At 67.5% G+C, this 25,993-nt stretch carries 17 protein-coding genes; 16 read left to right on the top strand and 1 reads right to left on the bottom strand.

Translation table 11 applies throughout. From position 1 onward, the window contains the following. Positions 1-631: 631 nt before the first annotated feature. From IDH44_RS25130 to IDH44_RS25095, 8 genes are all read left to right on the top strand, one after another. Positions 632-1,330, top strand: a complete 699-nt coding sequence (locus tag IDH44_RS25130) for a hypothetical protein (protein ID WP_190921575.1) — start codon at positions 632-634, stop codon at positions 1,328-1,330. Positions 1,331-1,968: 638 nt separating this feature from the next. After that, on the top strand, positions 1,969-3,843 hold the full coding sequence (locus IDH44_RS25125) for an IucA/IucC family protein (RefSeq protein ID WP_190921574.1): 1,875 nt from the start codon (positions 1,969-1,971) through the stop codon (positions 3,841-3,843). Beyond that, the gene (locus tag IDH44_RS25120) at positions 3,840-5,696 is read left to right on the top strand and encodes an IucA/IucC family protein (RefSeq protein WP_190921573.1); all 1,857 of its coding nucleotides are present in this window, start codon (positions 3,840-3,842) and stop codon (positions 5,694-5,696) included. The genes IDH44_RS25125 and IDH44_RS25120 overlap by 4 nt, the downstream gene beginning before the upstream one ends. 31 nt (positions 5,697-5,727) lie before the next feature. Then, a complete protein-coding gene (sbnA, locus tag IDH44_RS25115) occupies positions 5,728-6,708 on the top strand; it encodes a 2,3-diaminopropionate biosynthesis protein SbnA (RefSeq protein WP_190921578.1) in 981 nt (326 codons plus the stop codon). Further along, positions 6,705-7,745, top strand: coding sequence for a 2,3-diaminopropionate biosynthesis protein SbnB (gene sbnB / locus IDH44_RS25110; RefSeq protein ID WP_190921572.1), 1,041 nt, complete (start codon positions 6,705-6,707; stop codon positions 7,743-7,745). The genes sbnA and sbnB overlap by 4 nt, the downstream gene beginning before the upstream one ends. Continuing rightward, positions 7,742-11,518: an IucA/IucC family protein gene (locus IDH44_RS25105; protein WP_190921571.1), complete on the top strand. Its 3,777-nt coding sequence runs from the start codon at positions 7,742-7,744 to the stop codon at positions 11,516-11,518. The genes sbnB and IDH44_RS25105 overlap by 4 nt, the downstream gene beginning before the upstream one ends. 43 nt (positions 11,519-11,561) lie before the next feature. Continuing rightward, positions 11,562-12,920 (top strand): LLM class flavin-dependent oxidoreductase, encoded by a 1,359-nt coding sequence (locus IDH44_RS25100; protein WP_190921570.1) that lies wholly within the window; start codon positions 11,562-11,564, stop codon positions 12,918-12,920. Next, positions 12,917-14,206, top strand: a complete 1,290-nt coding sequence (locus IDH44_RS25095; RefSeq protein ID WP_190921569.1) for an MFS transporter — start codon at positions 12,917-12,919, stop codon at positions 14,204-14,206. Before IDH44_RS25100 ends, IDH44_RS25095 begins: the two co-directional genes overlap by 4 nt. A 244-nt stretch (positions 14,207-14,450) precedes the next feature. On the opposite strand, the gene IDH44_RS25090 is transcribed toward IDH44_RS25095, so the two are convergent. After that, positions 14,451-16,037, bottom strand: coding sequence for a helix-turn-helix domain-containing protein (locus IDH44_RS25090; RefSeq protein ID WP_190921568.1), 1,587 nt, complete (start codon positions 16,035-16,037; stop codon positions 14,451-14,453). Positions 16,038-16,778: 741 nt separating this feature from the next. Here IDH44_RS25090 and IDH44_RS25085 point away from each other — a divergent pair. The 8 genes from IDH44_RS25085 to IDH44_RS25050 all read left to right on the top strand — a co-directional run. Next, positions 16,779-17,864 carry an ABC transporter substrate-binding protein gene (locus IDH44_RS25085; protein WP_190921567.1) on the top strand — a complete coding sequence of 362 codons (1,086 nt, stop codon included), beginning with the start codon at positions 16,779-16,781 and terminating at the stop codon, positions 17,862-17,864. A gap of 90 nt (positions 17,865-17,954) precedes the next feature. Beyond that, positions 17,955-18,935 carry a FecCD family ABC transporter permease gene (locus IDH44_RS25080; RefSeq protein WP_190921566.1) on the top strand — a complete coding sequence of 327 codons (981 nt, stop codon included), beginning with the start codon at positions 17,955-17,957 and terminating at the stop codon, positions 18,933-18,935. 3 nt (positions 18,936-18,938) lie between these two features. Beyond that, complete coding sequence (locus IDH44_RS25075; RefSeq protein WP_317890256.1) at positions 18,939-19,943, top strand: FecCD family ABC transporter permease; 1,005 nt, start codon at positions 18,939-18,941, stop codon at positions 19,941-19,943. A 22-nt stretch (positions 19,944-19,965) separates the two neighbouring features. Continuing rightward, positions 19,966-20,541, top strand: a complete 576-nt coding sequence (locus tag IDH44_RS25070) for a nitroreductase family protein (protein WP_190921565.1) — start codon at positions 19,966-19,968, stop codon at positions 20,539-20,541. Between the two features lie 156 nt (positions 20,542-20,697). Then, complete coding sequence (locus tag IDH44_RS25065; RefSeq protein WP_190921564.1) at positions 20,698-22,068, top strand: LLM class flavin-dependent oxidoreductase; 1,371 nt, start codon at positions 20,698-20,700, stop codon at positions 22,066-22,068. 190 nt (positions 22,069-22,258) lie between these two features. Continuing rightward, entirely contained in the window at positions 22,259-23,716 is a 1,458-nt protein-coding gene (locus IDH44_RS25060) for an LLM class flavin-dependent oxidoreductase (protein ID WP_190921576.1), read from the top strand. Further along, on the top strand, positions 23,713-25,068 hold the full coding sequence (locus IDH44_RS25055) for an LLM class flavin-dependent oxidoreductase (protein WP_190921563.1): 1,356 nt from the start codon (positions 23,713-23,715) through the stop codon (positions 25,066-25,068). The genes IDH44_RS25060 and IDH44_RS25055 overlap by 4 nt, the downstream gene beginning before the upstream one ends. After that, positions 25,065-25,993 (top strand): LLM class flavin-dependent oxidoreductase (locus IDH44_RS25050; RefSeq protein ID WP_190921562.1); only part of this gene is annotated, 929 nt, incomplete at its 3' end. The genes IDH44_RS25055 and IDH44_RS25050, both read left to right, overlap by 4 nt.

Raw genomic sequence — 25,993 nt, 5'->3', positions numbered from 1 at the left:
TTCTATAAATTGTCTTTATTCTATCGCATGTTGGAAGACTTGCCCAGTTCTAATTAAAATGTGATCCTATAATTGTGCTACTGTGTACTAGTCGCGCGCGAATCGGCTGCCGGGTCGGATATCCTCCGATACGGCGGCCGATCGTGCGTCCGGGGACGAGGTGCGCTCCGGGAGCACTGCGCGTACGGGAAAGACGTGCGCTCCGGAGTACTGTGCGTCTGTGGAGGCCGTGCTTTTGTGGATGCTTGATTCTGGTCATGCGTCCGGGAACGGCGGACGAGCTTGCGGTATTGGCGGTCATCGTCCGAGCAGGCGCTCGCGATTGGCGTAGACGTAGAGCGCGGCGGCAGCGATGCCGACGATCACGACTACGGAGAGCCAGTGCTCGGCCAGCCACTTCATCCATTCTTGCATGGCGGCACCTCCTTGGGCGATGCGGACAGGCCATGGCCGGCCCTGTTCGTGAGTAGTGCTGCGGCGGCATGCGCCGCGGATGGCACCAGTATGCCCGATTGCGGCCCTGGTTATAAGGACGGGGCGGATGAGGCGCGCCCAGGACAGCGTGAGGGACGACGAGCGCAGGCGCGGAATGCATTCGACGCCCATCCGGAGCGACAGGAGGCGAATGCGCATGAGGCGCGTAGTGAATATCTATCTGGTGGCGGGAGCGTGGACGCATGAGGAGATGTTCCGGCCGCTGGCGGAGGCGCTCAAGTACCGCTTCGAGCAAGGCGGGCTGGTCGCGATTACGCGGGTGGTGCTGCCCTACGAGGATGGCAATCGCTTCGCGCAGCTGCGCGAAGCCCGCCGCGATGTGCGGCTCTACCCGGAGCAGGCGGCGCATTCTGCGGGTGGAGTGCGGGTGCGGCGGCTCGTCCGCACGCTCGGGGCGCGCGATCCGCTGCTGCTGATCGGCTGCGGCAGCGGCGGCGCTGCGGCCTATCATGCAGCGGAGCTGCTCGAGGCCGAAGGCTGCGAGGTGCGCTTCGTCGTCCAGGTCGGCTCGCCGAAGGTGCCGATCGGACACGGCTTCCGGGAGCGGGTCGGCTATATCGCCAAGAAGGGCGGCTTGCTCGAGAGCGATCCCCATGTCTGGCAGGGCAGCTGGTCGCATGCGAAGTATCGCTTCGCCTCGCATCGCTATCCGGGCCTGCTGTACAATGCCCGGGAGAAGGGGCGGCGCTACTATGCGCCCGGGCAGGTGGCGATGCTGGACGTGGAGGGGCGCGTCCCCGATTACTTCTCTCCGGTGGCGGGTCGCGGCTCGGTGTCCAATCTCGCGCAGACGATGAATACGATCTGGGAGTGGTTTGGCGCAGCCAAGCGATAGGCCGCTCAGGCGTTGAATTCGATGGTTGCGAGGTTTAAAGGTGAAGCAGGCGAAGCATTAAACGCGTTAATCGTTAATCAGGTGAGTAAATTGGCCGGATCTGCCGAAAGGCGGGTCCGGCCTTACTTTTTTGGAGGTGCCGAACGGTTAAGGGATTGACGATTTAGTGTCCATTACAGCATAACCTGCTGCGATTGAAACCGTCCTTATCCCTATTCTTATCCCTTCACCATTCGCCAACGAACCTAACGGTTGCCACAGCGGCTATTGCGCCCAAAAAAGCGCCGATTGAATTGTAACGGTTGCCACAGGTCTTATTTTTTTGAAATCCATCGAAAAAACGCGATTGAAGCCAAATAAGCGCTGTGGCAACCGCTAGCCTGGAAATCGCCTGAAATTGATCGAAATAAGCGCGCGGGCAACCGTTAGCTGAGGTGCGTCCGTTTGCCCGCCTGATGGATTAGCTGTCTTATGCTGCATCCATTAGCTGCAGGAATCAGTGGTTAGACATGACGCGACGTGCTCAGGCAAGGTCATGGGATCGGACAAAAAGCTGCATGGACGGGCGGCGATGTGCAATTTATCATTGATAATGAAAATCATTATTGAATATAAAGAGCCGAGGTGAGGCTGTGGTCATGAATGATCTTCACTTGCCGTGTATAGAGAATGTGGCCGGTTCAACGGAATATGCGGATGCCCGGCGGCGGGTGTGGGTGCAATTAATCGAGGCGCTGCTGTACGAAAATCTGGTGTCCTTCACGATGACGGAGTCGGATGGGGGAAAGGGGGAAATTCATATCACGGGCCGGGAAGCGGACGGCGCGGAGGTGCGATACGCGTGCACAGGGGGACGAAGCGCAAGCTTCGGGCGCATCCGGCTCGAAGGCGCGCCGATCCTGCGTATGCAAGCCGGGCGCACGGAGGAGGCGATGGACCCGGCTGTCTTCCTCGCGGATATGGCCCGCGCGCAAGGCCGCGCACCCGCCGAGCTCGCGGAATTTGCGCGGGAGCTCGAGCAGACGCTGCTCAACGACGCCGACGCGCGCTATTGGCGACGGGGCCGTCTTGCGGAGCATGCGGTCGATCGACGGCCGTCCTTCAGCGACGCTTCGCGCGCTGAGGGAGACGACGGCGATCAGGTCTGCCAAGTACGGCACCCATCGCGCAGCTGCGACGATCTGGAGGGCGACGTGCTGGAGGCGCATCCGTATCATCCGTGCTACAAGTCGCGCATCGGCTTTGACCGGGCGGACAACGCCGCCTACGGTCCGGAATTCCACCCGCGGCTGCGGCTGCAGTGGCTGGCCGTGCGGCGCGAGGACGTGGAGGTGACGGCAGCGGACGGGGCAGGGGGGGCGGACTGGCGCGCTATCCTCCGGGAAGAGCTCGGGGAGCCGGCGTTCGCCGGCTATGAGGCGCGGCTGCGCGGGGGCGGTCGCGATCCGGCTGACTATGTGCTCGTGCCGATGCATCCGTGGCAATGGCGGGAGTCGGCGGCGACGCTGTACTTCCGCGAGCTCGCGCGCGGCCGGATGGTGGCGCTGGGCGAAGGCTCGGACTGGTACGCGCCGCAGCAGTCGATTCGCGCGCTCGCCAATCGCAGCGCGCCCGAGCGGCTGACGGTCAAGCTGGCGCTCGGCATCCGTAATACGTCGGCGCTGCGCACGATCAGTCCGCGTCATGCTCGCAACGGGCCGCGCATGTCGGCGCGGCTGGCGGCGATCCTGCGCGGCGACGACGCGCTGCGCACGCGCTGGCGGCCGATCCTGCTGGCGGAGCGGCTCGGCATGGCCTATCGCAGCGAGCGACTGCCTGCGCCGGTGCGGGCGGCGGGCGAAGGCGCGCTCGGCGCGATCTGGCGCGAGAGCGTCAGCTCCCGCCTTGAGGCAGGCGAAGAGGCCGTGCCATACACGGTGCTGTGCCATATCGGAGCGGACGGGCGCCCGTATATCGACGCCTGGGTGCGCGCCGAGGGCGTCGCGCCGTGGCTGACCAGGCTGCTCGATGTGACGCTGCAGCCGCTGCTGCACCTGCTGTATGCGCACGGCGTGGCGATCGAGGCGCACGCGCAGAATCTGCTGCTCGTCCACCGGCGCGGCGTGCCGGAGCGGCTGGCAGCCAAGGACTTCTCGGGCGGGGTGCTGTTCTACGCCGGGGAGGGCGCCGATCCGCAGCGGCTGCCGGAGACCGGCAGCTACAGCGACGTGCGGGACGTGCTGCACAATGCGTTGTTTTTCGTCAATCTGGCGGAGCTGGCGCGGCTGCTGGATGTGCATTACGGCTGGCCCGAGGCGCGCTTTTGGGCCTATGCGGCGGCTGCGATCAGGCGCTACGAGGGTGAATATCCCGGGCGGAGGGACGTCTATGCGGCGTGCGACCTGTTCGCGGAGACGGTCGAGGTCGGACGACTGGCGGCGCGTCGCATGCTCGGCGAAGGGACGGCGCGCGATCAGCGGGTGTCCAATCCGCTGTACGCGCACCGACATACAGGAAGCGAGGGGCGAGGATGATGGAGAGCGAGATTGAGCCTGGCGCTGCGACCGCTGCGGCGGCAGATGTGGGGCGGCTCGTCGGGATGCCTGCTTATACGGAGGCGAGGCGGCGCGTATTCAGGCAATTGCTGGAGGCGCTGCTCTACGAGCAAATGGTGGCCTGCAGCCGGAGGGAGACGGCAGAGGACGAGTGGGAGATCGTGATTGAGGGCGCACACGAGGCGGGCCGGGCGGTGCGTTATATGTGCCGGGCGCAGGCCAAGCTGACCTTCGGCAAGCTGCGGCTCACCGGGGATCCGGTCCTGCGGACGTACGACGGGCATACGGCGGAGGCGGCTGACCTCGCGCTGTTCCTGCAAGAGATCGCAGGGGCGCTGGTCGAGGAGCCGCGCCATCTGACGCGCTTCGCGCGCGAGCTGGAGCAGACCCTGCTCAAGGACGCGTCGGCGCGGGCGCATCGGCAGTGTGCGCCCGTACGCGGCGCGCGCACAGTGGAGGAACTGGAGGGTGATGTGCTGGGGGCGCATCCCTATCACCCATGCTACAAGTCGCGCATCGGCTTCAGCCTGCAGGACAACATGCGCTACGGACCGGAGTTCCACCCGCGCCTGCGGCTGTTGTGGCTGGCCGTGCATCGGGACGATGTGCGGCTGGCATGCTCGCCGCGGACGGACTGGAAGGCGCATCTCGCCAGGGAGCTGGGCGAGCCGGTGTTGGAGCGCTTCCTGCGCCGGCTCGCCGCCGAGGGCCGCGATCCGGAGTCGTACGTGCCGTTGCCGGTGCATCCGTGGCAGTGGACGCACCGCGTGGCCCCGCTGTACCATCGCTTCCTGGCGGACGGGCGGATCGCGGTGCTCGGCGAGGGCGACGACGCTTATATGCCGCAGCAGTCGCTCCGCACGCTGTCGAACGTCTCGCATCCGGCCAAGGACCAGGTCAAGACCGCGCTGGGCATCGTCAACACATCCGCCGTTCGCATCCTCGGCACGCATCATGTGACGAACGGACCGATCCTCTCGGATTGGCTGGCGGAGGTCGTCTCGGGCGATCCGGTGCTGCACGGCGAGCTCGGGCTGGTCGTCCTGCGCGAGCACGCCGGCGTCTCGTATCGCTACGACCGGCTGCCGGAGCCGCTGCGGGCCGCGGGCTACGGCGCGCTCGGCGCGATCTGGCGCGAGAGCGTGCACGGTCATCTGCGCGCGGGCGAGACGGCGGTGCCGTTCACGGCGCTGTGTCATGTCGGCGCGGACGGCACGCCGTATATCGATCGCTGGGTGCGCGCTCAGGGGGTGGAGTCGTGGCTGGAGCTGCTGCTGGCGGCGAGCATGCGGCCGCTGCTGCGCCTGCTGCTCGGGCACGGCATCGCGATGGAGTCGCACGGTCAGAATCTGCTGCTGCTCCTGCGTGAGGAGCGGCCAGCGCGGCTGGCGCTGCGCGATCTCCCGGGCGGGGTGCGCTTCTACACGCGCGACGGGCGCGAGCGGCCGCTGCTGCGCGGGCTGCTCGACTCCGATCCGCTGCACCCGAATAGCTACAGCACCTCGCCGATGGAGACGGATAATGTGGACAAGATTCGCAATTTTCTGATGGACTCGTTCTTCCAGATCATGCTGGCGGATCTCTGCCAGCTGCTGGAGACGCATTATGGGCTGTCGGAGCGCGCCTTTTGGCGCGCGGCGGCGGCGCAGGCGAGGTCCTGCGTCGCGGCGTACGGTGCGGCGGGCGCGGCTCGTTACGACTTGTTCGCGGAGACGATCGAGGTCGGCCAGCTGACGCGGCGCCGGCTGTTCGGGGAGCAGGTCGTCCGCAATCATGCGGTGCCCAATCCGCTGCACGAGGCTGAGCGGGAGCAAGGACGCACACAGGCATAGGAAGGGAGTGAACCGAGTGCAGGCACATGCGATGCAAGCGGAGAGACCGACGCTCACGTCGGTGGTCGATTGCGTAGGCGGCACGCCGCTGGTACGGCTGCAGCGTCTTTTTTCGGATACGGATATCCGGGTCTACGCCAAGCTGGAGATGATGAATCCGGGCGGCAGTATGAAGGATCGCTCGGCGCTGTATATGATCGAACAGGGGATCCGCCACGGCCTGATCGGCGCCGATACGCGGCTGATCGAGAGCACATCGGGCAACCTGGGTATCGGACTGGCGATGGTGGCGAAGATCAAAGGGCTCAAGCTGACCTGCGTGGTCGATCCCAAGATCGCGAAGACCAATCTGCAGATCATGCGCAGCATGGGCGCAACCATCGATATGGTGACGGAGCGCGACGAGCAGGGCGGCTATCTGCATACGCGCATCCGGCGCGTCCAGAAGCTGCTGCAGGCGGAGCCGGACGCATACTGGATCAATCAATACGCCAATGAATGGAACTGGAAGGCCTACTACAGCACAGCCGCGCGGGAAATCACGGAGCAGCTGCAGGGGCCGATCGATTACCTCGTATGCGCGGTCAGCACGACCGGCAGCATCCTCGGCTTCGCGCGGCGGCTGCGCGAGACGCATCCCGCGCTCCGGGTGATCGCCGTCGATGCGGCGGGCTCGGTCATCTTCGGCGCGCCCCCCGGCGCAAGGGAGCTCCCCGGCATCGGCGCGAGCCGGGTGCCGGAGCTGCTGCGCCGCGAGGAGATCGACGAGGTGGTGCACGTGCGGGATCTGGAGTCGGCGGAAGGCTGTCGGGCCCTGCTCAACCGAGAGGGCATCTTCGCCGGGGGGTCATCGGGCTCGGTCGTGGCCGCGCTGACGAAGCTGCTGCCCGGACTGCGTCCGGGGGCGACGGTGGTGACGGTATTCCCGGATCGGGGGGACCGCTACATGGACACGGTGTACGACGAGCAGTGGCTCGCAACATTAAAGCAGGCAGGGGGAACCGAGTCATGACAACGATGCTGTACCTGAATCGCGAGGACATCCGGCGGGCCGGCGGCGAGTCGGCGGGGCTGTATGTGGAGGCGGTAAGCGAAGCGCTGGCGCTGCATGCGCAGGGCGCCTTCGTCCAGCCGCTGAAGCCGTATCTAAGGGCGGCGGGCAAGGACGGCCACATCGCCGACCGCATCATCGCCATGCCGGCGCATCTGGGCGGGGCGGCGCCGGTGTCGGGCATCAAGTGGATCGGCAGCAAGCACGACAATCCGGCGGCACGGGGCCTGGAGCGGGCGAGCGGGGTGATCGTGCTGAACGACCCGCAGAGCAACTACCCGATTGCGATCCTGGAAGCGGGGCTGATCAGCGGCATGCGGACGGCGGCCGTGACGGTCGTCGGGGCGCGCCATCTGGCACGGCGCGGCTTCCGCAGCGTCGGCTGCATCGGCTGCGGCGCGATTGCGCGGATGCAGCTGCAGGCGCTGCTGGAGCACTTCCCGGCGATTGCCGAGGTGCATCTGCACGATCTGGACGGCGCCCGCGCAGCGGAGCTGGCCGCCGCGCTGGGCGCGCGCTACCCGGGGGTGCGCTTCGGCGCGGAGACGACGGCGGAGGCGGCGGTGCGGGCGGGCGAGGTCGTGGTCACCGCCACAGTGGCCGACCGTCCTTATATCCCGTACGAATGGCTGCGGCGCGGCGCCTTCGTCAGCAACATCTCGATCATGGATCTGCACAAGGACGTCTTCCTGTGCGCGGACAAGATCGTCGTCGACGACTGGGAACAGGCGAATCGGGAGAAAAAGGTGCTGCATCAGCTCGTCACCGAAGGCCGCTTCACCCGGGAGCGGCTGCATGCCGAGCTGGGCGAGATCGTCTGCGGGCGCAGGCCGGGCCGGGAGAGGGCGGACGAGATCGTCGTGCTCAATCCGATGGGCATGGCGATCGAGGATATCGCCTGTGCGCACGCGATCTACGAGCGCGCCCGGGCAGCCGGTCTCGGGCAGCCGCTGGAGCTGCTCGGCGCGCTGGAGGCGGCGGCCGGAGGCCACTCGTGACGGGCCGGACCGCGACCCTGCCGCTGGCGCCCGGCGTCGTCGCCGAGCACGCCCACGCCGAGCGGCTGCTCAACGCGTACGTGCGCGAGTGCGTCATGGGCGGGGGCAGCCGTCCGGATGAGCCGGCCGGTGCAGAGCCTGCGAATGCGTCGCCCGCGGCTGCGTCGACGCCGGGACAGGCGACGGGGCTGGCAAAGGAAGCGGTGGCTGGCGGTGTATCTGAGCCGTCGCAGCCGCCGGAGGCCGCCACGGCGTCCGCGGAAGGCATGGCCTGGCGTGCGTCGCAGCTGCTGACGGGCGACGCCGCGCTCGCAGCGATGCCGGAGAGGCTGCGTGCCGCATGGCGGCGGGCGCCGCGCTCTGCGCCTGCGCAGCCGGAGCTGGCCGGCGTGCCGCTCGTGGTGACGCTGCCGCACTCGGGCACTGCGATCGCCGGAACGCTGCTTCGCTGGTCGGCGATGGGGCATCATCGCTACGGCGAGGCGTGGTGGGCGATCCGGTGCGCGTCGTCTGCGGCAGATGGGGGAGGAGCGGCATCGCGAGAGGCCGAATCTGACGCCGCCCGCCGCCTCGATAGCGCGCGCGAGCTGGCAGACGTCCTGCTGGGCGAGCTGGCCCGGCGCGAAGGCGACAATGACGCAGCGGCGGCTGCGCATGCGGCAATGCTGGAGCGGATCGACAGCTCAATCCGCAATATGCGCAGCTATCTCGAGGCGGCCGCCGGCGAGACGCTGCCGCTGCCTGCGCTGCATGGCGCGGAGCGGGTGCGCCGCGCCGAGCAGGGCGTGCGGCTCGGCCATCCGTTCCATCCGGCGCCCAAGAGCTCGCAAGGCTTCACGGCGGCGGACCGCGCGGCGTACGCCCCGGAGCTGGGCGCGGCTTTTGTCCTGCACTACTTCGCGGTCGCGCCCGCGCTGCTGCGGGAGATGCGGCTGGACGAGCCGGCCGCGTCGCCGGAGCCCGAGGACGTGCGCGCGGCGGCGCGGGAGCGGCTCGCGCCGGCCCAGCAAGGGTATGCGCTGCTGCCTGCGCATCCGTGGCAGGCCGCGTATCTGCTGGAGCGGCCCGCAGTGCGGCGGCTGATCGCCGCAGGGAGGCTCGTGGCGCTCGGCGCGCTGGGCGCGCCCGTCTATCCGACCTCGTCGGTGCGCACGGTCTGGCAGCCGCAGGCCGCGCATATGCTCAAGCTGCCGCTGCATGTGCGGCTCACTCACTTCATCCGCACCAATCCGGCGGAGCACCTGACGCGTGCGCTGGAGGCGAGCCGGGTGCTGGCCGCGCTGGCACAGGCGCATCCGTACGGCGACAGCTTCGTGATCTTGCTCGAGGATGCCGGCCGCTCGCTCGACCCGGCCGCGCTGGAGGCGACCGGCGAGGTCCGGCAGCATGACGGCGGTCGGACGATGACGGCGAGCGGGGGCCGCGCGGCAGCGTCGCATGAGGCCGGAGCAGGGGCGATCGGCGGGGGCAGCCTGCGCGGCGAGGGCGGCGAGGCCGATCCGGCGGAGCGGACCGGAGAGGCGGCGCAGCCGGGGGACGCGGCGGAGGCGCGTGCGCTGGAGGCGGATTTTGGCGTCGTGTATCGCCGCAATCCGGCTCGTGCGACCCCGGCCGGGGAGCTCGCCGACCGCGACAGCCCGATGGTCGTGGCCGCGCTGCTGGAGCCGGATGCGGCAGACGGCCAAGCGCCGCTCGGCCTCTTCGTACGTCAGGCGGCGGGCGCGCGGGGGACGGCGGCAGACGAAGCCTTCGCCGCCCAATGGCTGGCTCGCTACGCCGAGCTCGCGCTGGCGCCGCTGCTCTGGCTGTTCGCCGCGCGCGGGGTCAGTCTGGAGGCGCATGCGCAGAATGCGCTGATCGCGCTGGAAGACGGCTGGCCGGCGCGCTTCTTCGTCCGCGATCTGGAGGGGGCGAGCATCAGCGTCGCGCGCGATCGGGGCCAGAGCGGCTTGCGTGCCGACCATCCGGCGATGTACGCGGACGCCGAAGCCTGGCAGCGCTTCGAATATTACGTGCTGGTCAATCACTTCGGGCATCTCGTCGCCGTGCTCGCCGAGGCGCTGGAGGCCGATGAACGGCGGCTGTGGCGCACGGTGTACGAAACGGTGCGGACGTCCGCGCCGCTGCGGGCAGCGGATGCGGGGCTCGCGGACGCGTTCTTTGGCCGGCCTTGCTGGGCGGCCAAGGCCAACCTGGTCAGCGCCTTCCGCCGGCGCGGCGAAACACCCGACTATGTCGCGGTGCCCAATCCGCTGGCGACCGTAGAGGTGGCGGCCGCCAGCGCGGAGCGTGCGTCGAGCTTCTCAGGACCGGCTGGCCCGGCGCAGGGCAAGGAGGCCGGAGGGCGTGCGGTGCATGGGAAGGCAGCGGACCCGGCGTCCGAGCCGTCGACAAGCGGAACCGGCGGTGCAAATCTGGCGGTCAGCGCAGATCCGGATGACAGGGGGCCAGCAGACGCGGCACCGGCAGACGCGGCACTGGCCGACGCGGTGCAAGCAGATGCGGCACAAGCAGATGCGGCACTGGCCGAAGGGGTAGAAGCAGATCCGGCATCGGCAGGCAGCCTCTTCCATGTGCCGCCACCTGTCGCAGCCCGGCTCTCGGCGGCGAAGCGGGAAGACCCGGCGCGCCCCGTCTGCGCCTATGTGTACGACCTGACGCAGCTGCGGGCGCACGCAGCCAGGCTGATCGCGACGCTGCCGGACGGCTGCGAGCTGTTCTACGCGGTCAAGGCCAACGCGGAGGCGCCGATCCTGCGCGCCCTGGCGGGCATCGTGCACGGCTTCGAGACCGCTTCGGCCGGCGAGATCGCCAAGGTACGAGCGGCCGCCGGGGCGGCGGTGCCGATCCTGTACGGCGGTCCGGTCAAGACCGACGAGGCACTGGCGGCGGCGCTGGAGCGCGGCGTGCGTCATATTCATGTGGAGGGCCCGCTGGAGCTGCGGCGGCTGGACCGGCTGGCGGCGGCGCGCGGCCTCGTCGCGCCGGTGCTGCTGCGCGTCAATGTCGGAGACGCACTGCCCGACGCGACGCTGGTCATGGCGGGCAGCAGGTCGCAATTCGGCATCGACGAGTGTCGTCTGCCGGAGCTGGCCGAGCTGGCGCGGACGCTGGAACATGTGCGGATCGAGGGCTTTCACCTGCATTCGCTGTCCAACAATCTGAGCTGTGACACGCATCTGGAGCTGCTGGAGAGCTACTGCGCGCGGGCGCGGCAATGGATGGCGGTCTTCGGGCTGGAGACGGCGACGCTCAATGCAGGCGGCGGCATCGGCGTCAATTATCGCGACGCGGGCGCGCAATTCGACTGGGACGGCTTCGTACGGGGCTTGGCGGAGCGGATCGCGCCGCTGCGTCCCCCTGGGCTGCGCCTCGTTTTCGAGTGCGGTCGCTACATCGCCGCCGCCAGCGGCTATTACGCCGCCGAGGTGATCGACGTCAAGACGAACCACGGCAGCCATTACGCGCTGCTGCGCGGCGGCACGCATCATTTCCGGCTGCCGGCCTCGTGGCAGCACAGCCATCCGTTCCGCATCCTGCCGGTCGAGGCGTGGCCGTATCCTTTTGCGCGACCGGAGCTGCGCCGCTGTCGCATCACGCTGGCCGGCGAGCTGTGCACGCCCAAGGACGCGCTGGCGCGCGACGTGCCGGTGGAGCGCGTACGCGTCGGCGACATTGCGGTCTTTCCATATGCCGGAGCGTACGGCTGGGCGATCTCGCACCATGATTTTCTCAGCCACCCGCACCCCCGGCAGCTCTATCTGGAGTCGTGACAGGCGTGCGACAATCTGACCAAGCAAGGAGTGAAGCGCATCGATGGAACGCGCGCGCAAGCAACTGCATCTGAATCTGTTCCTGTTGAGCACGGGGCATCACGAGGCGTCGTGGCGCCACCCCGGCAGCGCGCCGGAGCGCGCGGTGGACGTGCACTACTATGTGAAGCTGGCCCGGACGGCGGAAAGGGGCTTGTTCGACTCGCTGTTCCTGTCCGACGCGTACGGGCTGCCGCCGACGATCAAGTACAAGGTACTGCATGGGCTGGAGCCGTTCACGCTGCTGTCGGCGCTGGCGATGGCGACCGAGCGGATCGGGCTGATCGGCACCGCTTCGACGACGTTCAACGAGCCGTACCACATCGCCCGCAAGTTCGCCTCGCTCGATCTGATCAGCGGCGGGCGGGCCGGCTGGAATATCGTCACCTCGACCGGGAATACGACGGCGCTCAACTTCCGCGAGGAAGGGCTGCCCGAGCATAGCGAGCGCTACCGGCGCGCGGAGGAATTCCTGCAGGTCGCGACCGGGCTGTGGGACGGCTGGGAGCGGGATGCGCTCGTCATCGACAAGGACAGCGGCGTCTACGCCGACCCGGACAAGATCCGGCCGATCCTGCACAAGGGCGCGTACTACACAGTGCGCGGCCCGCTCAATCTGCCTCCGATGCCGCAGCGCTATCCGCTGCTCGTACAGGCGGGCGCGTCCGAGACGGGCAAGGCGTTCGCGGCGCTGGCGGCCGAGGCCGTCTTCACCGCGCAGCATAGTCTGGAGGCGGGCAAGGCCTTCTACGCCGATCTGAAGGCACGCCTGCCCCGCCACGGCCGCGCGCCGGAGGAGGTAAGCATCCTGCCCGGATTCTGTCCGATCATCGGCGATACGGCGGCCGAGGCGCGGGACAAGGAGCAGGCGCTACACGAGCTGACGCAGACCGAATACGGGCTGTACCGGCTGTCCAACCTGCTCGGTCTCGACCTGTCAACATATCCGCTGGACGGCCCGCTGCCCTATGCCGAGCTGCCGGAGACGGCGCAGATCAACTCGCAGAAGGGACGCCAGCAGATGTTCCTCGACATGGCCCGCTCGGAGGGACTGAGCATCCGGCAGCTGATGATGCGAACCGCCTCCTCGCGCGGCCACTTCTCCATGGCGGGCACGCCGGGGCAGATCGCCGACGCGATGGCGCAGTGGCTGGAGGAGGGCGCGGCGGACGGCTTCAATCTGATGCCGCCGTACCTGCCGGAGGGACTGGACGATTTCGTCGACAAGGTGGTGCCGGAGCTGCAGGCGCGGGGCATCTACCGCACCGCATACAGCGGCCGCACGCTGCGCGAGCACTACGGGCGGACGGCGCCGCCGCGGATCGCCGCACCGGCTGCAGCGCAGGCGCCGCTGCGCGCATGACGGCGGCGCGGCGCGGCTGCGATTCGTCCCCGCCCTCCGGCGTCGAGGACGAGGGGGGACGCGGCTGGCGGCTGAACCTGGCCGTCCTGTGGACCGGCAATTTCCTCGTGACCGGCAGCGCCACGATGGTCATCCCGTTCCTGCCGCTCTACCTGGAGGAGCTGGGCGCGAGCTATGCGCGCTCGGGGCTGTGGGCCGGGGCAATCTTCGCCGCGCACTATCTCGCTCTGTTCGTCTGCCAGCCGATCTGGGGCCGGCTCGCTGACCGCTGGGGGCGCAAGCCGATGCTGCTGCGGGCGGCCTTCGGGATGGCGGCGGTGATGGCGACGATGGGACTGGCGCAGACGCCGTTGCAGTTGCTGCTGCTGCGGCTGCTGAACGGCGCGTTCGCAGGCTTCTCTTCGTCGGCAACGGCGATCGTCGCGACGAATACGCCGCGGGGTAAGCTCGGCATGGCGATGGGCACGCTGCATTCGGGCAATATCGCGGGCACGGTCATGGGTCCGCTGCTCGGCGGCCTGCTGGCAGGCTGGATCGGACTTCGGGGCGTCTTCCTGATCACTGGCGCGACGATGCTCGTCGCCGCGCTGGCGGTGGCGCTGTGGGTGCGCGATCGCGAGCGTCGCGCGGCCGCAGAGGCGGGCGGGGAGACGGCGTCGGTGCTGGAAGGACTGCGTGCCCTGTGGCGGCACAGGGAGATCCCGGCGCTGCTCGGCGTGAGCATGATGGTGCAGTTCGCGCTCACCGGCGCGCTGCCGTTCCTCCCGCTATTCGTGCGCGAGCTGCACGGAGACGGCGCCGATCTGGCGCTGTACGTCGGGCTGGTGAGCGCTGTCACCGGCATCTCCAACATGATCTTCGCCCCGCTGCTGGGCCGGCTCTCGGACCGGATCGGACCGCAGCGCATCCTGCTGCTGGCCATGCTCGGCGCGTGCGGGATCGCGGCGCTCCATGCCGCAGTCGAGGCGTACTGGCAGTTGCTGGCACTGCGGCTGCTGCTTGGCGTCTGCATCGGCGGGCTTATCCCGACGGTGCGGACGCTGATCAAGCGCCATGTGCCGCACGGCATGGAGGCGCGGGCCTACAGCTTCGACACGAGCGCGGTCAGTCTCGGCAGCGTGCTGGGCCCGCTCTTGTCGGGCGCGGCCTTTGGCTTCGTCGGCTTGCGCGGGGTCTTCCTGCTGTCGGCCGGACTGATGCTGCTGTGCGCGGGCTGGACGTGGCGGGCGGTCGGCGCATCGCGCAGACGCCGCGCCGAGCACGCTCCGCGCGAGGCCGGGGCGTGAGCCGGCACGCATCTGCGGCCTGCGGGCGCGAACGAAGGCTTAAGTCCGTCAGGCGAATGCCGCGCGAGCTCCTGCAGCCCGCCTGCGTCCGGCCTCGCGGAATAGGGTGAATAGGGTGAATAGGGTGTCCGCCTTCGTCCCGGTGTCCTGGAACCAGCTGCGCTGCCATTTGAGCCGCGCCTGTCGCATGCCTTTGCCGACCGCGCCTGCGCTCGCATACACGGCAACGAAGCCGATGCACCCCTTAGTAGGGCTGGATCGGCTTCGTGTCGTGGAGGCGGAGCAGCGTCTCGATGATGGCGTCCCGCCCGCCGGGCGTCCAGCTCATGGCGTACCAATTGGGGATGTGCCGTACGCGCTTGGAGCGTACGGCCTCGTGCCGTTGCCAGAAGGGGCTGCTCTGCAGCCGCTGCAGCACGAGCCGGCTCTGCGGACGACGGCGCAGCCGCTGCACGAACAGATAATCGGCGTGCAAGTCCAGCCGTTCGAGCTGCTCCGGGGCCACCTCGAGCTTGTGATCGAGCGCCTCGGCGGCGCAGCCCGGCGTCAGATCGAGCGCGCCGTAGACCAGGTCGTTGATCGGATGGTCGGGCAGACCCTGGATGCGCACGGCCCGATCGGTGATGCGCAGCACCGTGAGGCTGGCGCTGCCGAGCGCGGCGCGCAGCCGCTTGCGGGCGTCGTCGGAGCGATGCGCGAGCCATTGCATCTGCTGCCCGGCATGGCGCTCGCGGCCGACGAGCTCGGCGATCGACCGCAGCACCTGCCGCCAGTCGCTCCGGTGATCGACGCATACGGTCGGGGCGATCTGCTGCAGCAGCGGCTCATATTCGCGATGATAGCGATCGATCAGGATGAGCTCGGGCTGCAGACGGCCGAGCGCATGGAGCTGCGCCGCCACCGTTCGTTCGTGCATCTCGACGCCGGTATCCGGGTAATGGAAGCAATTGCAGGCGGCCACCGGACGCACCCCGAGCGAGCGCAGGATGCCGGCGAAGTCGGAGCAGGCCGCCACGGCGAGGCGCAGCGCGGCTCTGCGCCGATAGAGCTGCGGGGCGATGCCGACGGTCTGCTTGAACACCCGGCTGAAATAGAACTCGCTGTTGAACCCCAGCAGCGCGGACACTTCCTTGACGCTGCCGCCTTCCTCGCCGAGACGGACTCTGGCCTCCTTCATGCGCGCACGGGTTATATATTCGATGGGGGCGACGCCCATCGTTTTTTTGAATTTGCGGGAGTAGGAGGTCGGCGTCAGATTGGCCATCTCCGCGAGCTGCGGCAGACTGAGCGGCTCATGCAGATGGCGGTGTATGTAGCGGACGCTGCGCTGCAGACTGTCATCGCCGGGGGCCTGGCGTTGTGAGGCCGCATCCTCCAGCATGGCGTCGTACCACGCGCGAAAAAGCCGCTGCAGCCGCTCGTCGTCGCGCTGGCGGCGCGGCCGGCGCGCCTCGTCGTGCAGCTGCGCTAATTGCGCGTCCAGTCGAGCAGCGCTGCGCAGGCAGAGCTCTCCGTCACGCAGCGGCGCCGGCCATTGGTGACGGTCCACAGTCTCCCAGCGCCGCGCGCCCTTGACCACGCTCACCGGCTCGAGCAGCAGCAGATAGCCGGCGAAAGCGCCGTCTGCGTCGAAGCGGACGAGCTCGCCCGGCAGCAGCAGGGCGGGCTGCTGCGCCCGGATCTGGCGGGCGCGGCCGTCGATCATCAGCGTGCCGGAGCCCTTCGCGAGCACGGCCAGCATCGGCGCCGGCACGCGCCGCGCGGCAGCGCTCCATCGCGTGCGATCGATATGCCGGACGGCGGAGAGGAAGAGGAGGGTACGCCGTTTCATAGCAGCATCTCCTGTCGTATTAGTCGGAATACATGTCGTCTGATCTGATTTTAATTGATAATAATTATCAATGTCAATATCTATGCTCATACTTATGCGAATAGCAAGGGCAAAGCATGAGCAACAGCAGCAACAGCAACAGCAAGGTCAATAGTGCAGGTGTGGTAACGGCAACGGCAACGACAACGGTAATGGTAATGGTGCAATGGTCGTGCAGGCGCAATTCGGCTGTAATGGACATAGGAGGCGCTTAGCGTTGTTTTTTGGCCTCCTTCATCGTCTAACGGACAAGCGAGACGCTTAGAGAGGGTTGTGGTGTTGGAAAAGGGCCCAAATGCTCGCTAAGCGTCGCTGGTGTCCGTTAGAGTAGCTGCGTGCATGCCGCATCTGTTGTGCGGAGAACAGAGAGGGGAGGAAGTCGAGAAAAAAGGAACAGCGGAGGCAAGGGGAGCCGAAGAGGCAGCAGAAGCAGAAGCAGTAGAAGCAGTAGAAGCAGGAGAAGCAGTAGAAGAGTAACAGGAACCGAAAAAGCAGAGGAAGTAGAGGAAGTAGAGGGACAAAGGGAGCGGCGGAAGCGGAGGAGGGTCACCGACGCCGGAAAAGCCGGACAAAACTGTGCAGGGAAGCGGACAAAAAAAGATATGTACAAATGCCGTCGAAATCCGTATCATTCTCGTTGAGAATCATTATCAAATAATGGTCCGCAAGGGCCGGGATAATTCCAGGGAGGTTTTTAAGAAGATGGTCAGGTCACGCACATTATGGTTTGCTGCACTGCTGGTATTGCTGCTGCTCGCGGCGGGCTGCGGCAACACGCCGGCTGGTTCGAACAATACGGGGGACAAGGAGCCGGCGACGGAGCAAGCCGCTGGCGGAAGCGAAGGGGACCAAGCGGGGGAAGACACGCAGCAGGACGACAAATCATCCAGCAATGACGCTGGCGGACAGGCTGCCGCCGGGGATTCCGGCAAGGGGAGCTCCGCCGAAGCGCAGACCCAAACGATCACGCACGCGATGGGCGACACCGAGGTGCCGCTGCATCCGGAGCGGGTCGTCGTGCTCGACAACGGGGCGCTCGACAGCGTGCTGGCGCTCGGCGTGACCCCGGTCGGCGCGCCGTCCATCATTGCTGTGGAGGACGGCTTCGCTTCCTACCTGCAAGGCACGGAGAGCATCACCAATATCGGCACGGTGGAGCAGCCGAGTCTGGAGACGATCGCCTCGTTGACGCCGGATGTCATCCTCGGGCTGAAGGACACGCATGAGGCGATCTACGAGCAATTGTCGCAGATCGCGCCGACGGTGTTCACCGAGGTCGGCGGCGGTCAGTGGGAGGCGAACCTCGGCGTGTATGGGACCGTGACCGGCAAGGAAGCCGAGGCAGCGCAGCTGCTGGAGGATCTGGACGCGAAGATCGCGGAGCTGCACAGCACGCTCGGCGACGCGCTGGAGACGACCGAGGTGTCGCTGCTGCGGCCGCGCAAGGACCGCGTCTCCGTCTATCTGAAGCCCGGCTTCACGGGCGGCGTCGCCGAGAAGGTCGGCATCAAGCGTCCGGCGCTGCAGGACCGCGACGACGACTTTAACTTTAATGTAACCGAGGAGCAGATCGCCGATCTGGACGGGGATGTCATCATTCTGTTCGGACGCGAGACCGAGCAGGATTACTTCGAGCAGAAGATCAAGACGAGCCCACTGTGGCAGACGCTCGAGGCGGTGCAGAACGATCGCGTCTATCCGGCGGATTGGGAAGTGTGGCTGAGCGGTCACGGCATCCAGGCCGTGAATCTGATGATCGACGATTATGCCAAGTTTTTGGCCCAATAACGCTTGCGGCGGGAAGGCGGCTTCGAGCCTCCGACTCGCCGCTTGGCGCGTAATGATAACTAGGCGCGCGTCGGAGACGGGGGGATCGCGATGAATATACGGCTCACAGGCCTGATCGCCGGCGGCCTGCTCGTGCTGGCCGCCTTGGCGGCGAGCGTCGCGCTCGGCAAGTCGATGGTCCCGCTCGGCACGGTCGTCGATGCGTTCATATCCTTCGACGGCTCGCGGGAGCATCTCATTGTACGCTCTGTCCGGGTGCCGCGCGCGCTCATGGCGATGATGGTGGGCGCCTCGCTCGGCGTGGCGGGCAGCGTCATGCAGGCGATCAGCCGCAACGCGCTGGCCGGTCCGGAGATGCTGGCGGGGAGCAACGGCGCGGCGTTGCTGCTCGTCGTCTCGATGTTCCTGTTCGGCTATACATCCTCGATGATCCATGTATGGGCGGCGCTGCTCGGCGCCGGGCTGGCCAGTCTGACAGTCTATGTGCTGGGCTCGCTCGGCGGGGGGATGACCGCAATCAAGCTCATCCTGGCCGGCGCGACGATCAATCTGCTGCTGGCGTCGCTCGTGCAAGGCATCCTCATCTTCAGCGAGCAGTCGCTCGACGAGATGCGCTACTGGCTCGCCGGATCGCTGACCGGCGGCAGTATGGGCATGTTCCTGCGCGTCCTGCCGTACATGCTGGCGGGGCTGGTGATCGCGATCATGGCGAGCAAGCAGATCAATCTGATCAGTCTCGGCGAGGATGTGGCACAGGGGCTGGGGCTCAAGGTCGGCCTGTACAAGGCTGGCGCCCTGCTGGCGGTGATGTGTCTGGTCGGCGGCGCGGTTGCAATCGCCGGGCCGATCGGCTTCCTCGGGCTGGCGGTGCCGCATATCGCGCGCTTCCTTGTCGGCCTCGATTACCGCTGGATCATCCCTTATGCGGCGCTGCTCGGCGCGGCGCTGCTGCTGCTGGCGGATATCGGCGCACGCTTCATCCTGCCAGGCGAAGAGATCTCTGCCGGTGTCGTGACGGCGGTGCTGGGCGCGCCGTTCCTGATCTACCTGGCGCAGAGGAAGGGGGGATAGGCGGTGCAACGAGCTATGTCCTTGCGCCGCTGGGCACTGGTCATGACCGTGCTGGCGGCTGCGAATCTCGCCGTGCTGCTGGCCGGCATTATGATCGGCGAATTCCCTGTTCCGATGTGGGAAGCCTTGAAATCGGTGGTGGGTCTCGGGGACCCGGCGTATCGCTTTGTCATCCATGAGCTGAGGGTACCGCGCGCGCTCGTCGCCTTCATGGTCGGCGCTGGACTGGCGCTCTCCGGCGCTATCCTTCAGGGACTCACCCGCAATCCGCTCGCTGCGCCCGGCGTGATCGGCATCAACGGCGGCGCCGCGGCGCTGGCGGTGACCGCGATCGTCGCGATTCCAACCTTTCCGGTGGCGGCACTGCCCTTCGCAGCCTTTGTCGGAGCGCTGGCGGCGGCGCTGCTCAGCTATGCGCTGGCCTGGCGGCGGGGCAGCTCCCCGATGCGGATGCTGCTCGTCGGCGTCGGCATTGCGGCATCCGCCAACGCATATATTACGTTCTGGGTAACGACGCGCGATATCAATTCGGTCAAGCAGGCGATGGTGTGGCTGATGGGCAGCACCTACGGCCGCACCTGGGACCATGTCTGGCCGCTCCTGCCCTGGCTGGCGATACTCGTACCGGCGGCGCTGATCATGGCGCGGCGGCTCGACGTGCTGAAGCTGGGCGACGAGCTGGCGATTGGCCTGGGCAGTGCAGTCGAGCGCACGCGCGCGCTGCTGCTGCTCATCTGCGTCTGTCTCGCCGGCGCCTCGGTCGCGATGGCCGGGACGATCGGTTTTATCGGGCTGATGGGACCGCACATCGCGCGGCAATTGGTCGGCTCGTCCAGTCTGCGTCTGCTGAGCGCATCCGCGCTGTGTGGCAGTCTGATCGTGATGGCGGCGGACTTGCTGGGACGGGCGCTCTGGCCGCCGCTCGAGATCCCGGCGGGCATCATCACGTCTGCGCTTGGCGCGCCGTATCTGATCTACCTGCTCTACCGCAACCGGCGGCCGGGCTGAGCATAGAAGGGGGGGAGAAGCAATGGCAACGAACAGCTTGACGACGGGTAGCACCATTGCACAGTTGATCAAGGCGCGGCGCACGGTTCGGCGATTCACCGACGATCCGGTCACCGTCGAGCAGTTGACGGAGCTGCTGGATGTCGCGGTATGGGCGCCCAATCACAACTTGCGCGAGCCGTGGCGCTTCATTGCGTATACGGGAGAGGGGCGGCGCGTGTTCACGGATGCGGTGTTCGACACGTATACGGCCGACGAACGTCAGAAGTATGGCGAGGCCAGACGCACTGAATTTCTGACTACGCCGCTGCATGTGATCGTTATCCTGCGCGAGGATCCGCGGCAGAAGCAGTGGGACGAGGACTTCGCCGCGGTCTGCTGCCTGCTGCAAAATCTGCAGCTCGTCGCCTGGGAGGAAGGGATCGGCATGGTCTGGAAGTCCAATCCGTACATGTACAACCCCAAGTTCCGCGAGGCGATCGGGGTGCAGCCCGGCGAAAAGATCGTCGCGGTGCTGCACATCGGCTACCCGCGCATCATCCCGAAGGCGGCGCCGCGCACGCCGGCGGCCGAAATGCTGACGGTGATCGATCGGTAAAAAAATAGGAAAAAGCTCTTGGAACCGCCACACGCGATTCTGAGAGCTTTTTTTCCTGATATGGGATTATCGGACAAAAATGTTCATGGTCTAAGGAGTGGGGATTGACTAAAATTGAAAATGAAAATCGTTATCAACTGAGGGAGAGGTGGATTCATGACTCGCGGCAAGAAAAAGCAACTGCACTTGAATCTGTTCCTGCGCAATACCGGACATCACGAAGCCTCGTGGCGGCATCCGCGGAGCCGGCCGGACGGTGTGATCGACGTGCGCTATTATCAACGGCTGGCCCAGACCGCCGAGCGCGGCAAGCTGGACTCGCTGTTCCTGGCGGACTCGTACGGACTGCCGCCGACGATGCAATTCCTGGTGCAGCAGGCGCTGGAGCCGTTCACGCTGCTGTCGGCGCTCGCGATGGTGACGAGCCGGATCGGACTGATCGGCACGGCCTCGACGACGTACAACGAGCCGTATCACGTGGCGCGCAAGTTCGTCTCGCTCGATCACATCAGCGGCGGCCGGGCAGGCTGGAATATCGTCACCTCGACCGGCAATGCGACGGCCTTCAACTTCGGCGCGGAGCCGTTGCCCGATCATACGGATCGCTATCGGCGGGCGGATGAATTCCTGGCGGTCGTGCAGGCGCTGTGGGACAGCTGGGAGGAGGACGCCATCGTCGGCGACAAGGCCAGCGGCCTGTACGTCGACCCGGCCAAATTGCACGAGATCAGCCACGCCGGCGAGCACTTCCATGTACGGGGCCCGCTCAATCTGCCGCGCGCGCCGCAAGGCCAGCCGGTGCTCGTGCAGGCGGGCGCCTCGGAGACCGGACGCGCCTTCGCCTCGCGGCATGCGGAGGCGATCTTCACGGCGCAGAATACGCTTGCGGACGGCCAGCGCTTCTACGCCGATGTGAAGGGACGCATGCGGAAGCTCGGGCGCGACCCGGAGGCCGCCAAGATCCTGCCCGGCTTGTGCCCGATCATCGGCGATACGCCCGCAGAGGCGCAGGACAAGGAGCGCGAGCTGAACGAGCTGACGCAGCCGGCCTACGGGGTGTACCGGCTCTCGAATCTGCTCAAGATGGACCTGGGCGGCTATCCGCTCGACGGACCGCTGCCGTACCAGGAGCTGGCGCACAATGCCGAGATCAATTCGCAGAAGGCGCGGCATCAGTTGTACCTCGACCTGGCTCGTCGTGAGAATCTGACAATTCGCGAGCTGATCCTGCGTACGGCGACCTCGCGCGGCCATTATTCCATCACCGGTACACCGGTGGAGATCGCCGACGAGATGGAGCGCTGGATGCGGGAGGGGGCGGCGGACGGCTTCAATCTGATGCCGCCGTGCTTCCCGACCGAGCTGGATGCCTTCGTGGACAAGGTCGTGCCGGAGCTGCAGAATCGGGACCTGTTCCGCACGGACTACGAAGGCGAGACGCTGCGCGAGCACTACGGGCTGGAGCGCCCAGCGCGGGCCGCCGCCGTCGCAGGCACGGGCGGTCGTGCGGCTGTATCGGCGCAGTAGCGCCGGAGGAGGGAATGCGATGGACGCGACGACGAAGGCAGCGGCAAAGGCGGCAAGAGCTGCAAAGGGTGCAAAGGGAGCAAACGTGGCGATATCTGTAAAATCGGCAAAGGCAGCGAAGGCGGGAGAGGTTGCAGCGGCGACAACGGCGACATCGACGAGAAAGGCGGACAAGACGTCGCCGGGCCCGATGGCCTCGAGGCAGACGAGGCAGATGCATCTGAACGTATTCCTGATGGGTGCGGGCCACCACGAAGCGGCGTGGCGGCTGCCCGGCAGCCGGCCGCTGGAGGTGACCAGAGCGAGCTATTATCTGGAGCTGCTGCGGACGGCCGAACGGGGCAAGCTGGATTCGCTGTTCCTGGCTGATTCGTACGCGCTGCCGCCGACGATCCAGTACAAGGTGCTGCAGAGCCTGGAGCCGTTCACGCTGCTCTCGGCGCTGGCGATGGGCACGAGCCGAATCGGACTGATCGGGACGGCCTCGACGACTTACAGCCATCCGTACCATGTGGCTCGCCAGTTCGCCTCGCTCGATCACATCAGCGAGGGGCGGGCGGCCTGGAATATCGTCACCTCGACGAATGATGCGACAGGCTACAACTTCACCGGCGAGCGGCTGCCGGAGCACGGCGAGCGCTACCGGCGCGCCGAGGAATTCGTAGAGGTCGTGCGGCGGCTGTGGGACAGCTGGGAGGACGAGGCGGTGCTGGCCGACCGAGAGCGCGGCATCTATGCCGATCCGGCGCGCATTCACCCGATCCATCACCGGGGCGAGAGCTTCGCGGTGCGCGGTCCGCTCAATCTGCCGCGCCCGCCGCAGGGCCAGCCGGTGCGGGTGCAGGCCGGCGCCTCCGAGGCGGGCAAGGCCTTCGCGGCCAGACTGGCGGAGGTCGTATTCACGGCGCAGAGCTCGCTCGCGGACGCCCAGGCATTCTACACGGATGTCAAGTCGCGGCTGGCGCAGGCGGGGCGGACGCAGGACGAGCTGAAGATCCTGCCCGGCTTTTGCCCGATCATCGGCGACACGGAGGCCGAGGCGAAGGAGCGCGAGCAGGAGCTGCATCGGCACATTCAACTGGACTACGGCGTGCAGCGACTGTCCAATCTGTTCCAGGCGGATATGTCGGTCTATCCGCTGGACGAGCCGGTGCCGGTCGACTGGCTGGCGGAGCGCGCGGAGGTCAACGGCCATCGCGGCCGCTATGCGCTCTACGTCGACCTGGCGCGGCGCGAGCGGCTGACGATGCGCGAGCTGATCCTGCGCACGGCGTCCTCGCGCGGCCACTTCGCGATGGCCGGCACGCCGGCGCAGATCGCCGACGAGATGGAGCGCTGGTGGCGGCAGGGCGGAGCGGACGGCTTCAATGTGATGCCGCCTTATCTGCCGGACGGGCTGAGCGACTTCGTGGACAAGGTCGTGCCGGAGCTGCAGAGCCGCGGCCTGTTCCGAAGCGACTACACCGGGACGACGCTGCGCGAGCATTACGGGCTCGCGCGTCCGCTCGCCGGCCGCGCCGGGGCGAGCGGCGTGGAAGGGCGGGGCGTTGCAGGAGCTGCAGGAGACGCAGGTGTCGCGGACGATGCGCAGGGCGCTGCTGTGACGGTCCGATCGATCGGACGAGGAGAGGGGGAGCCTGCAAGATGACGGGAAGCAAGCGGCAATTGCATCTGAACTTATTCCTGATGAATACGGGTCATCACGAGGCGTCGTGGCGGCATCCGGACACCGCGCCGCGCCGCGTCACGGAGCTGGACTATTACCGCGAGATCGCCGCGCTCGCCGAGCGCGGCAAGCTGGACTCGCTGTTCCTGGCCGACACGTACGTGCTGCCGGAGACGGCGCGGCACAAGGTGCTGCACGGGCTCGAGCCGTTCACGCTGCTGGCGGCGCTCGCGGCGGTCACGAGCCGGATCGGGCTGATCGGCACGGCCTCGACGACGTACAACGAGCCGTATCACATCGCCCGCAAGTTCGCCTCGCTCGACCACCTCAGCGGCGGGCGGAGCGGCTGGAATATCGTGACGACGGCGAGCGAGGGGGCGGCTTACAATTTCGGCGAGCGGCCGCTGCCGGAGCATGCGGAGCGCTACCGGAGGGCGGGCGAATTCGTCGAGGTCGTCAAGGCGCTGTGGCACAGCTGGGAACCGGACGCCCTGCTGGCGGACAAGGCGAGCGGCGTGTACGCCGAGCTGGAGCGGGTGCGGCCGATTGCCCACCGCGGCGACTATTTCGCCGTGCGCGGCCCGCTCAACGTGCCGCCGACGCCGCAGGGCGAGCCGGTGCTCGTGCAGGCGGGCTCCTCGGCAGACGGGCGGGCGTTCGCTGCCGGGGTGGCGGAGGCGGTGTTCACGGCGCAGAGCAGTCTGGAGCGGGCCCAGGCCTTCTACCGCGAGATGAAGGCGCGCGCGGTGCAGGCCGGCCGCTCTGCGGACGAGCTGCTGATCCTGCCGGGCCTGTATACGGTCGTCGGCGATACGGAGGCCGAGGCGCGGGAGCTGGCGCGCGAGCTCGACGAGCTGACGGTCCCGGCGTACGGGCTGCAGCGGCTCTCGACGCTGTTCAAGGTCGATCTGACCGGCTACGCCCTCGATGCGCCGGTGCCGCTGGAGCTGCTGCCGGAGCGCGAGGCGATCGTCGGCAACCGCGGCCGCTTCGAGCTGATCGAGGAGATGGTGCGGCGGGAGCGGCCGACGCTGCGCGAGCTGATCCGGCGCACGGCGGGCTCGCGCGGCCACGCGGCAGTCATCGGCACGCCGGCGCAGATCGCGGACACGATGATGCGCTGGTTCGAGGACGGGGCGGCGGACGGCTTCAATCTGATGCCCTCGCATCTGCCGGGCGGACTGCGCGACTTCGTAGACAAGGTCGTGCCCGAGCTGCAGAGCCGCGGCCTGTTCCGCGCGGAATATGAGGGCCGCACCTTGCGCGAGCATTATGGATTGCCGCCGGTGCACACGGTCCGCGCTCGCGTCGGCGCGGCGGAGGCTAGCCGATGAGCGGGACGGGCGCGAGCGCTCCGCGGACAGGGGCGCAGGCCGGAGCGGAAGTGCGGGCGGAAGCAAGGACGGAAGCCGGATTGCAGGCGGGGACGCAATCTTCGATGCAAGCCGAGGCGGGAGCAAGGACACAGGCGGGGAGGCAATTCGTAATGCAAGCAGGGGGGCGATCAGAGATGCCGGTGAGGTCGCAATCCGCGAAGCAGACCGGGGTGGAGGAGGCCGGGCTGCAGACCGGGGCAAATGCAGCCGGGACGCTGCTCCTCACGGCCGGGCTGGATACGACGGACTACGAGGGCTGCTTGCGCATGGCGCGTGCCGCCGACGAAGCCGGGCTGCATGGCTTGCTCGCACCGGAGATCGGGGCCGCGCCCGGCGTGTTCGAGCCGCTGGCGCTGCTCGGCGCGCTGGCGTCGGCGACGCGCCGCATCGGGCTGCTCGGCGAGGTGCACGCCGCCTATCACGAGCCGTATCACGTGGCGCGCAAGCTGGCGGCGCTCGATTACATCAGCGGCGGCCGCGCCGGCGCGCTGTTGATGGCGGGACCGTCCGCCTCGGCAGCCCGCTTCGGCCGCGAGGCGGAGCGCGGCGCCGACTGCGCGGCCGAATTCGCCGAGGCGCTCAAGGCGCTGTGGGACAGCTGGGAGGACGATGCGCTCGTCTATGACCAGCGCACGGGCGTGCGGATGCACCCGCACAAGGTGCGGGAAATCGACCACAACGGCCGTTACTATGCCGTGAAGGGACCGCTCAATATCGCCCGGCCACCGCAGGGCTATCCGCCGCTGCTCGCGTCGCTGGACGACGCGTACGGGCTGGAGCTGGCGGCGCGCGAGGCCGATGCGGCGCTGGTCTCCGCCGCGACGCGCGGCGCAGCGGCCCGGCAGCGTGGCCGGCTGCAGGCAGAGCTGCTGCGCGGCGGCCG

It is taken from the genome of Paenibacillus sabuli (genome assembly GCF_014705605.1).
In the GTDB taxonomy this organism is placed as follows: domain Bacteria; phylum Bacillota; class Bacilli; order Paenibacillales; family Paenibacillaceae; genus Paenibacillus_D; species Paenibacillus_D sabuli.
This window is presented reverse-complemented; position numbering and strand designations above follow the sequence as displayed.

What these genes read in the sequence shown, in the direction of transcription:
- IDH44_RS25130 (WP_190921575.1), top strand. Translation starts at nt 632, where the DNA reads ATGAGGCGCGTAGTGAATATCTATCTGGTGGCGGGAGCGTGGACGCAT.
- IDH44_RS25125 (WP_190921574.1), top strand. Translation starts at nt 1,969, where the DNA reads ATGAATGATCTTCACTTGCCGTGTATAGAGAATGTGGCCGGTTCAACG.
- IDH44_RS25120 (WP_190921573.1), top strand. Translation starts at nt 3,840, where the DNA reads ATGATGGAGAGCGAGATTGAGCCTGGCGCTGCGACCGCTGCGGCGGCA.
- sbnA (WP_190921578.1), top strand. Translation starts at nt 5,728, where the DNA reads ATGCAAGCGGAGAGACCGACGCTCACGTCGGTGGTCGATTGCGTAGGC.
- sbnB (WP_190921572.1), top strand. Translation starts at nt 6,705, where the DNA reads ATGACAACGATGCTGTACCTGAATCGCGAGGACATCCGGCGGGCCGGC.
- IDH44_RS25100 (WP_190921570.1), top strand. Translation starts at nt 11,562, where the DNA reads ATGGAACGCGCGCGCAAGCAACTGCATCTGAATCTGTTCCTGTTGAGC.
- IDH44_RS25095 (WP_190921569.1), top strand. Translation starts at nt 12,917, where the DNA reads ATGACGGCGGCGCGGCGCGGCTGCGATTCGTCCCCGCCCTCCGGCGTC.
- IDH44_RS25090 (WP_190921568.1), bottom strand. Translation starts at nt 16,037, where the DNA reads ATGAAACGGCGTACCCTCCTCTTCCTCTCCGCCGTCCGGCATATCGAT.
- IDH44_RS25085 (WP_190921567.1), top strand. Translation starts at nt 16,779, where the DNA reads ATGGTCAGGTCACGCACATTATGGTTTGCTGCACTGCTGGTATTGCTG.
- IDH44_RS25080 (WP_190921566.1), top strand. Translation starts at nt 17,955, where the DNA reads ATGAATATACGGCTCACAGGCCTGATCGCCGGCGGCCTGCTCGTGCTG.
- IDH44_RS25070 (WP_190921565.1), top strand. Translation starts at nt 19,966, where the DNA reads ATGGCAACGAACAGCTTGACGACGGGTAGCACCATTGCACAGTTGATC.
- IDH44_RS25065 (WP_190921564.1), top strand. Translation starts at nt 20,698, where the DNA reads ATGACTCGCGGCAAGAAAAAGCAACTGCACTTGAATCTGTTCCTGCGC.
- IDH44_RS25060 (WP_190921576.1), top strand. Translation starts at nt 22,259, where the DNA reads ATGGCCTCGAGGCAGACGAGGCAGATGCATCTGAACGTATTCCTGATG.
- IDH44_RS25055 (WP_190921563.1), top strand. Translation starts at nt 23,713, where the DNA reads ATGACGGGAAGCAAGCGGCAATTGCATCTGAACTTATTCCTGATGAAT.